This window comes from Pseudoalteromonas sp. M58, from assembly GCF_042604605.1.
GTDB lineage: Bacteria > Pseudomonadota > Gammaproteobacteria > Enterobacterales > Alteromonadaceae > Pseudoalteromonas > Pseudoalteromonas tetraodonis.
Genome location: NZ_CP152390.1, coordinates 1829034 through 1841801, shown reverse-complemented (window position 1 = coordinate 1841801; position 12768 = coordinate 1829034). Strand labels below are relative to the sequence as shown.

Genomic DNA, 12768 nt, shown 5'->3' with positions numbered 1-12768 from the left:
TTTATACTGCCTTATATGTCGATTTAATTGCGGTGATCACCGCCTGTGCTTTAGCGCGAGTTTCGTTAGCCTCTGACATTGGGTCTGAATCAAATACAACCCCAGCGCCAGCTTGCACATAAGCAATATTATTTTTAACAAAGGCTGCACGAATAACAATACAGCTGTCCATTGCACCATCACCAGTTAAATAGCCAACTGCGCCGCCATAACTGCCGCGGCGTTTTCCTTCGGTTTGGCGCACAAGCTCTGCAGCTCTTACCTTTGGCGCGCCCACTAATGTGCCCATGTTCATACAGGCTTGATAAGCATGTAGGGCATCTAGTTCGGGTTTTAATTTACCCACCACGCGCGACACTAAGTGCATTACTTGTGAGTAACGGTCTACTTTTAATAGCTCTTTGGCATGGCGCGTACCAGGCACGCTAATGCGGGCCACATCATTACGCGCTAAATCAACCAGCATTAAATGCTCTGCACGTTCTTTTTGATCGTTTCTAAGCTCAAGCTCAATACGGCTATCTAAATCAGGGCTGATTTGTCCATTAGCAAATTTGCCGCGAGGGCGTGTGCCGGCAATCGGATAAACCTCGACCTGTTGAGATTGAACTTCGTATTTAAGCGCGGACTCAGGAGATGCGCCAAATAATGAGAAATCTTCATCGCGCATATAAAACATGTACGGACTAGGGTTTTGTTTTTTTAGCTGACTGTAGGCATGTAAAGAGTCAGGACAGGGTAATGAGAAGGTACGAGAGGGCACCACTTGAAAAATATCGCCATCGACTATGTGTTGCTTGAGCTTAATTACTTGCTGGCAGTATTGCTCATCACTAATATCAACACTCACTGGGCAGTCGCCAGTTTGGCTTGGTGCGTTAAAGTCAGCAGCATGGTCGCATAATGTATTCAAACGCTCTAATTGTTTGCCTACTTCAAAGCAGTTTGCATGTACATCAGGGCCATTAAATACGTTACCAATTAATTCCGTTGTTTGTTTTTGATGATCAATAACAACCAGTGTTTCTGCTAAATAAAAAACATAGTCTGGACAGGTGTTTTCCCCGTCGGGTACATCGGTGAGTTGTTCAAAATTAGCCACCATGTCGTAGGCAAATACGCCGCCTAAAAACACCGAGAATGGATTGTTGGTGGTACTTTTAATGCTATTTAAACAGCTGCGTAATGCACTAAAAGCGTTATCTGCAATCAGCTTACTGGCTTGGTCAATGGTGTCATCTACTGGGTGATACTCCAGTGTTAATGTGGTATCGGATAACTGTGATGCGCAGTTTTTTACATTAGCTTGTAAATAACTGAGTAACTGCTGACCATTATTTGATTGTGCTGTTACGCTCACTTGATTGCCTTGGCAGACAATACGCAGTGCACAATCAACGAGTATTAAGCTTTTTACGCTATCTTTAGAATCTATCTCTGCAGATTCAAGTAATAGTGAGTTAGGTTTATCAAGTGCGGCATACAATGCAAGTGGGCTACTTATGTAGTCTCGTACTTGCGTTATGCTGATCACTTCACCTGGTGTTGTTGTTATATGACTAAAAATCAAACCTCATCCCCTAAAAAAAATAAAACCCCGCAATGCTAAGCAGTGCGGGGTTTGAATAACGATGTCTAAATTATAGATAGACCATTACCGTCCCGCTATGCCAGGCGCCACCACCAATGATGTGTAAGAGTATTTACGTTATTCATGTTTTTAATTCCTGTTAATCTTGTATTGCAAAATTTAGTGATAAAAAAACCCGCATGGTAGCGGGTTAGAATTTTTTGTTTAGACACGACAATTCATCACCCTTGATTTTAAGAGTGCCACCACCAAATGATGTTGTGAATTGTATTTTTCATTGTTGTTAATTCTTTAATGTCTAAAAGTGGCTACAGTAAAACGTATCAACTGCTTTTGTGTCAAGTGTTTATTTAAAACAATTTAGTTAAAAAACTTGTTATACTGGGTGAAACACCGTTAAACCCTAAATTTAAGTAGTTTTCATTTGATAAAATACGACCTACATAGTCACACCACGCACTCAGACGGCCACTTAACCGTTGAGGAATTATTAGCGCGAGCAGTCGATAAAAATATTGATGTATTTGCTATTACCGATCACGATACGGTGGCTGCTATTGAACCTGCACAGGCTTTTATCAAACGTGAAAACTTGCCGCTTAGACTTATTAATGGGGTTGAAATATCAACCAAGTGGGAAAGTTTTGAAATTCATATTGTTGGACTAAATATTGATACCAACGATAGTACCTTGCATACATTACTGAGCGAGCAGCAGCAAAAACGTGAAACTCGCGCAATAGAGATTGGCCATCGACTAAATAAAAACGGATTCGATGGTATTTACCAACAAGCTCGCGAGCTGGCCGAAAATGCACAAATTACTCGCGCTCACTTTGCCAGAGCATTGATTGAGCGTGGTGTAGCTAAAAACTTTCCTGGGGTATTTAAAAAGTATTTAGGGCGAGGTAAAACCGGTTACGTGCCAAGTAATTGGTGTGATATGCAAACAGCTATTGCGGCGATTCATGCCGCAGGTGGGGTGGCCGTTTTAGCGCACCCAAGTAGCTATAAAATGTCGAACAAGTGGCTACGTAAATTGTTAGTGGAATTTAAATCAGTAGGCGGAGATGCAATGGAAGTTGCTCAGCCGCAGCAGGCGCCAAGTGAACGTCAGTTTTTAGGGCTATTGAGCCAAGAATACGAGCTACTTTGCTCACAAGGCTCTGATTTTCATTTTCCGACTAGCTATTTAGAACTTGGAAAAAATTTATACTTACCTAAAGATTGCCAAGGGGTTTGGCAAACATGGGAAAAGCACGAAGGAGTTGCATTATGAGTCAATTATTTCATATACATCCAGATAATCCACAGCCTAGATTAATTTCTCAAGCTGTTGATATTATTAAACAAGGCGGCGTAGTTGTGTATCCTACAGATTCAGGATATGCGATAGGCTGTAATTTAGGTAATAAGCAAGCTAAAGAGCGCATTGAACGTATTCGTGGCATTGAAAAACATCACAATTTTACTTTGGTATGCCGTGATTTATCTGAGCTGTCTACTTATGCACGTGTTGATAACCAAATGTTTAGGCTTATTAAAAATAATACCCCAGGGCCTTACACATTTATTTTTAAAGGTACAAAAGAAGTGCCTAAGCGGTTATTAAACGACAAGAAAAAAACCATAGGCATACGTGTTATAGAGCACCCAATAGCGTGTGCTTTATTAGCTGAGCTGGGTGAGCCCTTAATGTCGTGCTCACTTATTTTACCGGGCGAAGAGTTTACTCAAGCTGATCCCGATGACATTTTAGAGCGCCTTGATAAACATGTGGATTTAATTATTCATGGTGGGTATTTACCTGAGCAGGCGACCACAGTGATTGATTTATCAGAAGATGATATTCAAATTCTTCGTGTTGGTTGCGGTGATACGACGCCATTTGAATAACAATGAAACAGTCTGAGACGCTATCATCAACGCCAACACCTGATATGCCAGTGCAGCAAAAGCTGCCTCTGGCATTTTTACATGGTAAAGCCGTTGTTGATAAACCCGAAGATTTATATATCCCGCCTGATGCCCTTGAAGTTATTTTAGAAACCTTTGAAGGGCCCTTGGATCTGCTGCTTTATTTAATTAAAAAGCATAAGTTAGATGTTCTTGAGTTGTCTATTTTTAGCATTACTGAGCAGTATGTTAAATATGTTGAAATGATGAGCGAGTTCCAGCTAGAACTCGCGGGTGAATATTTAGTAATGGCGGCATTGCTGGCCCAAATTAAATCTAGGCTGTTACTGCCTGTTCATGAAGAGTTAGAAGAAGAAGACGATCCCCGCGCCGAACTTATAAAACGTCTACAAGAGTACGAACAATTTAAAAAAGCGGCCGAAAATATAGACAGCCTACCTCGTGTTGGCCGCGATATCTTTATAGCGCAGGCAAGCGTGCCGGAACTAGCAGAAAAAAACCAGCCATTACCTGAACTGGCAGTCAAAGATTTATTGTTAGCGCTAAGCGATGTCATGGCGCGTGCAAAAACATTCGAGCATCATTTAATTAGCGCTGAAACCCTTTCAACGCGTGAGCGCATGAGCTTGATTTTAAATACCTTATCCCAATCAAAAGCGCCTGTTGCGTTTACTCAATTATTTACCTTTGAAGAGGGACGCAGTGGGGTTGTTGTTAGTTTTATCGCTATGTTAGAACTAATAAAAGAGGGCCTGATTGCCTGCTTACAGGTTGAACCTGATAGCCAAATATACGTGTCTCTTAACGAGTCAGCTGCTAGCTAATCCCTTCTCAACGTCATTTGCAATTATATTAACCTTATACATTTTACTGTGCGTATACGCACGATGAGTGTTTGCATATGCTATTTTAATCACCACTTAATCATTATATCGTAGTGTTATTACTAAATAAGAGATTGGCAGTAGGGAATGTTTAAAAACTCAAAAACCAGCTATGGCGTGGTGGCTATATTTTTACACTGGCTAATGGCGCTGACCGTGTTTGGTCTGTTTGGTTTAGGTTTATATATGGTTGAGCTGACTTATTATGATAGTTGGTATAAAGGATCATTAGACCTACACAAAAGCATTGGCCTTAGCTTAGCAGCGGTTTTTGTTTTTAGGCTGTTATGGCGACACTTTAGTGTTAAACCAAGTCCGATTGGCAGTAACAAGCAGTTAAATCAATTAGCCCAAACAGCACATATTTTAATGTATCTGTTTTTACTGATCATTATGGTGTCAGGGTATTTAATTTCGACGGCTGATGGACGACCCATAGAAGTATTTGGCTTTTTTTATGTAAAAGCTATCGACTTTGCGTTTGATTCTCAGGCTGATATAGCCGGGCAAATCCATTTCTATAGCGCATGCTTATTAATTGGATTTGTAGTATTGCATGTGTTAGGTGCGCTAAAACATCACTTTATCGATAAAGATAAAACATTAATTAGAATGATCACATTACAAAAGGATGATTAAAATGAAAAAATTATTTTTAACTTCAGCGTTATCAGCAGCGATGTTTATGACAGCGACCACTGCGAATGCCGCAGATTATGTTATTGACACAAAAGGTGCGCATGCTTTTGTAAACTTTAAGATTAAACATTTAGGCTACAGCTGGCTGCACGGTCGTTTTAATACCTTTGATGGCAAATTTAACTACGATGCTAAAAATCCAAATGCGTCTCAAATTAGTGTAAATATTGATACGGCAAGCCTAGATTCAAATCACGCAGAACGTGATAAACACTTACGTGGTAGTGACTTTTTAAACGTAAGCAAATACCCACAGGCAAGCTTTAAGAGTACAGCGATTAAGTTTGACGAAGACGGTGAAGAAGCCACTGTAACCGGTGACTTTACTCTACACGGTGTTACGAAGACAATTACCTTTGAAATAGATAAAATTGGTGAAGGTCAAGATCCATGGGGTGGTTACCGTGTTGGTTTTGAAGGAGAAACTAGCTTAAAACTGGCCGACTACGGTATTGACTATAACTTAGGCCCAGCATCTACCCATGTTGATATTGGTTTATTTATTGAAGGTATTCGCCAGTAAGACTATTTTAAAAAAGCTAAGCGCTAATTAGTAACACGCTTAGCTTTTTATTATTGTAAATGTGCTTCTAATTTGGGTTTTAAATGACTTGGCAACCACCGAGTTAATATCTGTTTATAGTCTTCAGTCTGCTTAATCAGTTTGAGTTGTTGATTAAGCGTAGCAATATCTTCTGCACCTTGCTCGTTTTTAGTACAGCCAATGTAACCGTAACTTATTTCTGGTGCTTCAGTGAGCATCCGCTGGGTTAAATTATCAGTAAAGCCCATTGTTTTTGCTAAATAATAATGTTCACTTGGGTAACCTAATAAAATATCAATTCTTTTAAGGTTAAGCATATATGTTAACGTACTGAGGGTATCGCGAGTTGGTCGAATGACCAGATTTATACCGGGTGTGGTGTTGATTATTTTATCAATTTCACTGCCATAGGAGCGATTCATAGATACACCTAAGGTAAGCTTTTTATTAACTAATAAATTGGTTAATGACACTGGTTTAGCGTCTTCAATCTCTAGCGCACTGCTTAACTTGGTATGCATGGCAATTGATGGCGAAAGCCCTGCTGTAGAGCTTTGATGTGTGAAATAAACACGCTCTTCGCGGTATTTATTCTTATAGAGCGACAAAGCACAGGCATTAGACTGCAGGTTTGCGAGTTCCTGAATCACTTTACCTGAGGGGATGATCACTCTTTCAAAGGTAATATGCGGCAGCTGCTGTTCTAAAAGCGAAATAATACTTTCGTCACGACCTTGGGATTTGTTCGGCCCGCTTATAATGTAGTAGGGCGCAAAATCATGTGTTAACCATTTTATTGTTCTGGCATTACACTTTGTGCTTAAAAATACACAGACTAACAGTATTAACCACGAAAACCGCATTTGCACTACAACGAATAAATAAACAAGGATTTAAGTGTAGTCAATAATACACCAAAAAGTAAAATGCCAGCTTTACGCTGGCATTTAGATTTATTTATAAGTGTTTAACTTATCAATGATAATTAGCTGGCTTTGAGCCACTTTACAAATTGACGTGCATCACTTGCTTTTTGAAACAATGCATTTTTCAAACCTTGTGTATCGCTAAAGATTACACGATGTTTGTTAACCGAAATTGATTGCACTGGATGTGCTATTTGGATCATAGATCCGTTATATTTGTATGACATAATAAAACTCACTTTATTTTTGTTATTTATTCTGGGCTTTTTCTTAAAGCACATTACAGATGATAAATAATCTAATTGTGTTTAGCTTCATTACAGTGTTGACGATCTTTATGACACTTTTACGATGATATTAAAAATAAATCATCAAGGTATTAATAGGGGTTCTCGCCGTACAATAACTTAGCTTTTGAATATACGTTTTGCGGGGCTTACTGGATCAGGGTAAAGAGGTTAACCGCTAGGGCTTTTTATAGCCAAGAATCGATACTACTTCACAACATTTTACTTTGCAAGCAATTTATTAAAATACTTTGAATCGAGTGGAATTCACATATAGCCATAAATATTAATTCGCAAAGGTCAACAGACCCTAATATATCTGACTATACTCAGTTTTTAACTGAGGGGGTCAAATGAGCTCACTATCTACGCCATATCAACATTTTTTATCTAATCCAATAGCAAAGCCGCCTTGTCGTATGCACAATGCGAATATGTATGGTTTTTTTGCTGAGATAGAATTAGCTAAATCACAAAGATATATTGATTCAACGCTAAACGTAGGCGTTAAAGGGAATATTCGTTTTAAAATACTTGGCGAGTTTGCGCTTATTACATTTACAGATATTGAAAAAATAGCCTCAATGACACCGCCTTTCGATCAGCATGGTTGGATGCAAGAAACAGATATTATCATCTGGTTGCCTGTCGCTAAAGTTGAAAATGAGGATATAAGCTACTTATATTGGTATCCAGCATTTATCTGCGTTAATAACATTTATGCACTCATAAATGGTCGCGAAACGTGGGGCTATAATAAATATTTATGTGATTACATTATGCCCGAGTGTGTAACTGAGCTTTCGAATTTTTCACTATCTTTAGAATGCTTTGATCATTTTTCGCCTGAATCAAAGCTGCAAATGCATGAGTTATTTACAATTACAATAAACTCTCAGGGGCACGAAAATGACTTTTTCTCTGTCCTAGATGATTTTGCCGAGCAAGTAGCAAATTTGTTTTCTCGTAAACATTTAGGCATTGATTTGTCATTATTAAAGCAGCTATTGAGTGGGTTTGTTAATCCACAAATGGATCAAATATTGTTTAAGCAATTTCCCGATGGCAGTAGTGATTCAGCGGTATACCAAAGCGTAATGCACTCACCCTCTATGATTAAAAAAATACATCGCTTTAAATTTCTGAAACCTGAGTTTACGTTACATCTTAATAAATTAGATAGTTTCCCCCTTGCCGATATGTTTGGTCTGAAGTTAGGTAGTCAAGCGCTGCATTTACCATTTTATGTTCAAATGGATTTTGACCAGTTAGCCGCAACTAAGATTTAAATTACTTAGAAGGATTTACCATGAACCAAGAAAAAATTGTGATAATTGGTGGCGGTGTATCGGCTATGACTGCTGCACTGTATTTAACCGAGCAGCGTGATTGGCAACAGCATCGAACTATTACTGTATACCAACAAGGTTGGCGTTTAGGTGGTAAAGGCGCAAGTGGCCGTAATGCGGCTCGTGGGCAGCGTATTGAAGAGCATGGCTTGCATGTATGGTTTGGTGCTTATGTAAATAGCTTTAAAACAATAGAAACGGTTTACACTCAGTTACAACGCCCAGTCGATTCACCTTTATCTACATGGCAGCAAGCATTAAAGCCGCATAGTTTTATAGCACTAGAAGAATATATTAATGATCAATGGCAAACATGGCCAATAGATTTCCCCTTATTACCTGGAAATCCTGCGGAGGGTAGTTTGGATATTACGCCATGGGACTTTATTAAAATGACCCTAGCTTGGCTAAAAAAGTGGATACTGGATTTACAATTAGCCGCAACAAAAGCCAATAAAAATATAAATTTGAGCACAAAAAAATCTCGTGATCAGTCTTTATTACGCCATTTACATCAACAAATAGCGGACTTGGTTGATGATACAGAGGAAACTTGGCAACACTTTGCTGATGATATAAAACAATACTCGAGTGAAATAGCCTCTACTCCCAGCTTATTAATAAGTAAATTAAATCAGTTTGCTCACGCTGACAATACATTAAAACCCCAAGTACAAGAGAAAAAAGATGGCCTTGTCATTTGGTATATAGTTAGAAAACTAAAGCGTTGGCTAAATAGCGAAATGATTGAGTTATTAGACAATAATGCGCAGCTTAGACGATTATATATTTGTGCAGACCTTGCTATTGCAATGTTGGTTGGCCTGGTCAAAGACAAAGTATATCGAGATGGGTTTGGGGTCATAAACAAATTTGATTTTAGACAGTGGCTGATAAGAAATGGGGCAAATGAGCAGTACAGTGCTAACTCTGCGCCAATACGGGGATTTTATGATTTAGTATTTGCTTACGCTGATGGAGATATCAGTAAGCCTAATGTTGAAGCCGGTGTTGCATCACTAGCTATGTTACGTATTGCGCTGTGTTATCGCGGAGGGGTTATGTGGAAAATGCAAGCGGGGATGGGCGATGTCATTTTTGCTCCACTGTATGAGCTACTAAAAAAAAGAGGGGTTAAGTTTGAATATTTCCATCAATTGCAAAACCTGGAACCCAGCCTAAATGAGCAGGGTGAACGTTTTGTTGAGGTAATTAAGTTACAGCAACAAGTTACTTTGAAATCAGGCGCTGAATATCAACCACTTGTTGATGTGAAAAAACTACCTTGTTGGCCAAGTGAGCCGCTTTATGCGCAAATTAATAGTGAACAAGCCGCACTATTAAAACAGCATAATATTAATTTAGAATCTTTTTGGTCTAACTGGCCTGCTCAATATGAAAATCATTTTGGGCAGCCCCTACCAATAAAAAAATTACGCTACAAAGATGACTTTGACAGGATTATTCTTGGCGTATCTGTTGCCTCACTTGAACATGTATGTCCTTCTTTACTTGCATTGGATACAAATTTTGCAGCTCAAGCAAAGCAAGTTAAAACGGTGGCAACGCAGGCAGTCCAATTGTGGCTTAGTAAGACTGACGAGCAATTAGGTTGGCAATATAGGCCACCTAGCAAAGAAGGCCCCATTCTCAGTGGCTTTAGCGAACCATTTGATACATGGGCTGCGATGATGAATTTAATCGACAAAGAGCAATGGCCTATCGATTGTTCTCCTAAAAACATTGCTTACTTTTGCAGTGTTTTTCCTTGTGACTATTACCCGCCACAAAGTGAACATCAATTTGTTTTTCAAGCAAAATCGCAAGTAAAAGCTAATCTTAAAGGTATGCTAGAAAATAACATACAGGCTATTTGGCCAATAGCGTATCAAAATAATCAATTTGACTGGTCTGTTTTGCATGGCTCTCAGTTATCAGGGGATGAACGATTAAATGCTCAATATTGGCGAGTAAATGTGGATCCCAGTGAGCGCTATGTTTTGTCAGTTGCGGGCTCAAGTCAATATCGTCTGGCAACTGATGAAACACAATTTACCAATCTTTTTATTACCGGTGACTGGATAAAAACAGGCGTTAATGTCGGTTGTGTTGAAGCGGCTGTCATGGCTGGTATGCAAACAGCAAGAGCAATGGTGGGTTACCCACAACACATTAGTGGCGAAGATGCATTTGCAGCCCTCAAACATTAAAATATTATTCATATAACCGTATTATCGATTGATTAGTATATAATTAAACATGCTGTTTACATTTGTCTAGCGTAAAGGTCACAAGAAATGAAAAATAAAGGCAAGCTTCTCAATAAGAAAATAGGGTTGATATGCTTACCAGGCTTTTTACTGCCACTGCAGGCGAAAGTACTTGTAGATGATGAAAGTGCGAATGCGCGTAATATGGAAATCATAGAAGTTTATGCGCAAAAAAGAGCGCAAAAAATTGAAGAAGTTGGCATTTCTGTAAGCACCATTAAAGGTAATGATCTTCAAGTACAACACGTTAAAGATTCGACAGAGTTGTCTGTATTTGCTCCTAATCTAAAAATTAGTCAAAACGCAGCGGAAGGCACACCGCCAGCGGTTAACATTCGTGGTGTAGGGCTAGTTGATTACAATACGGCGAATACATCCCCTGTGGCGATGTATGTTGATGACATTGCTGTTGGCTCTGCAAGTAACCAAATTGTTAATTTATTTGATATTGAACAAATTGATATTTTGCGTGGTCCTCAAGGCACTTTATTTGGTCGTAACTCTACTGGGGGCGCTATTTTAATCCGCTCTAAACGCCCTGAGTTTGAACAAAGCGGATACTTAAGTGCTGGTATTGCTAATAACAACGCGACCAGTGTTGATGCTATGTTTAATTCAGCAATTAGTGAAAACACTGCCGTTCGTATAGCGCTTAATCATCAAGATTATGATTATTCCACTAACAATATTTTTGCTGACTCACCGAAGGCTGGCATGCGTCAAACGAATGGCCGAATTTCCTTTTTAGCTGATTTTGACACGGTACAGCTATTGATAAAAGGGCATATTGCCGATTGGGATGGCATAGTACAGCCGGTTGGCAGTATTGGAATTATTGCTAATCCACTAACAGGAGAGCGATGCTCGCCAGCACAAGCGGGTTCAACCAATTGTTTTGATAATTTTGGCTTTAATGATGCCAGTGATGATTTTTATACAGTCAGCGTAAATAATAATTCGCCTCATAAAACAGATGGTAAGGGCATTAGCGCCCATGCTAATTGGCAATTAGACACACACAATGAGCTTGTTTTTTTAAGCAGTTATAACAAATTAAAACGGGACCATGCTTTTAATTGTGATGGCTCTCCCGCACAGTTATGTGAGGGCAACTTAGGGTTAAATACTGATTTGGTGACGCAAGAATTGCGATTGCAATCTCAGTTGGGTGAGCATTTTTTAACGACGGGAATATATTATGCTGATGAGTCTATTGTTCAAGATAATGTAAATGATATTTTACGGGACTATCGGGGAATTTTAGCGACAGATTTAACCGCTACTTTTTTTTATAATAATAAAATAAACACAAAGAGTATGGCTGCGTTTACGCAACTCGATTATCAATTAAACCAAGATTGGCTGATCACTGCAGGGCTTCGTTACTCTTATGAATCGTTAGACTACGACTCAGTGTCACAGCTTAATGTTATTTTAGATGCTAACGATTTAACGGGGGTTAAGGTTCCATTTTATCGTGTTCAAGGAGAGCAGTCAGATAATGGCATTTCTGGGCAGTTAGGAGTGAACTTTAAAGTCGATGATTCAACTTACGCCTATTATCGTTTTGCTAATGGCGCCAAAAGCGGAGGCTATAACGGTGGCTTTTTATCATCGGTTGAACAGGCCCAACTCGCTGACTATCAAAAAGAGCGGTTAAACTCACATGAAATCGGATCAAAGTCCTGGTGGCCACAGCAGGGTATTCGATTTAACTGGGCTGCATTTTATTATGATTATAATGATCAACAAGTCTTTATGAATCAGCCTTCAACATCTGAGCAGAGCCCGCCAATTCAATTATTAGAAAATGTGGCTGACTCCATTATTTACGGCTTAGAAGCTGATCTTGAGTATTGGCTGACCGATAATTTGAATGTTAAGTTTGCTATGGGTTATATACCTCATGCAGAGTTTGAAGAATATGTTGATCCACTAGGGAATGCGTTAACTGATAATCGTTTGCCGTTTACCTCAAAATGGAATCTCAGTGCGGGTATTGAATACACTTTTGAGGTGGCTAATCACCCACTAACTACTCAATTATTAGTTGATTATCAATCCGATTACTATTTTGATCAGAATCAAAACCCCTATGCGATGCAAGACAGCTATAGTATTTTTAACGCCAATATACACTATCAACACGATAACTGGGGGGTTGCCATTTGGGGTAAAAACCTGTTTGGTACTCAATACAGTCACTTAAAATTTGATTTAAGTTCTTTTCTTGGCATGCTTGAAGATTTTAAGGGTGAAGACCGGCGTTTTGGCTTGGATATTAGTTATCAGTTTTAATTT

At 39.1% G+C, this 12768-nt stretch carries 11 protein-coding genes; 8 read left to right on the top strand and 3 right to left on the bottom strand.

From position 1 onward, the window contains the following. Window position 1: 1 nt before the first annotated feature. Window positions 2-1570, bottom strand: coding sequence for an anthranilate synthase component 1 (locus AAGD16_RS08470; RefSeq protein ID WP_377111239.1), 1569 nt, complete (start codon window positions 1568-1570; stop codon window positions 2-4). Window positions 1571-2015: 445 nt separating this feature from the next. On the opposite strand from AAGD16_RS08470, the gene AAGD16_RS08465 reads away from it, so the two are divergent. From AAGD16_RS08465 to AAGD16_RS08445, 5 genes are all read left to right on the top strand, one after another. Next, window positions 2016-2870 (top strand): PHP domain-containing protein, encoded by an 855-nt coding sequence (locus tag AAGD16_RS08465; protein ID WP_013465079.1) that lies wholly within the window; start codon window positions 2016-2018, stop codon window positions 2868-2870. After that, the gene (locus AAGD16_RS08460; protein WP_013465078.1) at window positions 2867-3487 is read left to right on the top strand and encodes an L-threonylcarbamoyladenylate synthase; all 621 of its coding nucleotides are present in this window, start codon (window positions 2867-2869) and stop codon (window positions 3485-3487) included. Before AAGD16_RS08465 ends, AAGD16_RS08460 begins: the two co-directional genes overlap by 4 nt. A 2-nt stretch (window positions 3488-3489) precedes the next feature. Continuing rightward, complete coding sequence (locus AAGD16_RS08455) at window positions 3490-4332, top strand: ScpA family protein (RefSeq protein ID WP_036954544.1); 843 nt, start codon at window positions 3490-3492, stop codon at window positions 4330-4332. Window positions 4333-4479: 147 nt separating this feature from the next. Next, the gene (locus AAGD16_RS08450) at window positions 4480-5031 is read left to right on the top strand and encodes a cytochrome b (RefSeq protein WP_024603087.1); all 552 of its coding nucleotides are present in this window, start codon (window positions 4480-4482) and stop codon (window positions 5029-5031) included. 1 nt (window position 5032) lies between these two features. Beyond that, the gene (locus AAGD16_RS08445; protein ID WP_028835143.1) at window positions 5033-5614 is read left to right on the top strand and encodes a YceI family protein; all 582 of its coding nucleotides are present in this window, start codon (window positions 5033-5035) and stop codon (window positions 5612-5614) included. Window positions 5615-5664: 50 nt separating this feature from the next. Here the strand turns inward: AAGD16_RS08445 and AAGD16_RS08440 are convergent, their stop codons facing one another. Together AAGD16_RS08440 and AAGD16_RS08435 are read right to left on the bottom strand one after the other, a co-directional pair. Continuing rightward, on the bottom strand, window positions 5665-6498 hold the full coding sequence (locus tag AAGD16_RS08440) for a transporter substrate-binding domain-containing protein (RefSeq protein ID WP_036954547.1): 834 nt from the start codon (window positions 6496-6498) through the stop codon (window positions 5665-5667). A gap of 122 nt (window positions 6499-6620) precedes the next feature. Further along, complete coding sequence (locus AAGD16_RS08435) at window positions 6621-6788, bottom strand: hypothetical protein (protein WP_007375427.1); 168 nt, start codon at window positions 6786-6788, stop codon at window positions 6621-6623. A gap of 413 nt (window positions 6789-7201) precedes the next feature. Between AAGD16_RS08435 and AAGD16_RS08430 the strand changes: the two genes are divergently transcribed. The 3 genes from AAGD16_RS08430 (at window position 7202) to AAGD16_RS08420 (ending at window position 12765) form a co-directional block, all read left to right on the top strand. Next, the gene (locus AAGD16_RS08430; RefSeq protein WP_377111235.1) at window positions 7202-8137 is read left to right on the top strand and encodes an acetoacetate decarboxylase; all 936 of its coding nucleotides are present in this window, start codon (window positions 7202-7204) and stop codon (window positions 8135-8137) included. Between the two features lie 20 nt (window positions 8138-8157). Next, on the top strand, window positions 8158-10407 hold the full coding sequence (locus tag AAGD16_RS08425) for an NAD(P)-binding protein (protein WP_377111233.1): 2250 nt from the start codon (window positions 8158-8160) through the stop codon (window positions 10405-10407). 87 nt (window positions 10408-10494) lie between these two features. Beyond that, window positions 10495-12765 (top strand): TonB-dependent receptor, encoded by a 2271-nt coding sequence (locus AAGD16_RS08420; RefSeq protein ID WP_377111231.1) that lies wholly within the window; start codon window positions 10495-10497, stop codon window positions 12763-12765. Window positions 12766-12768 lie beyond the last annotated feature (3 nt).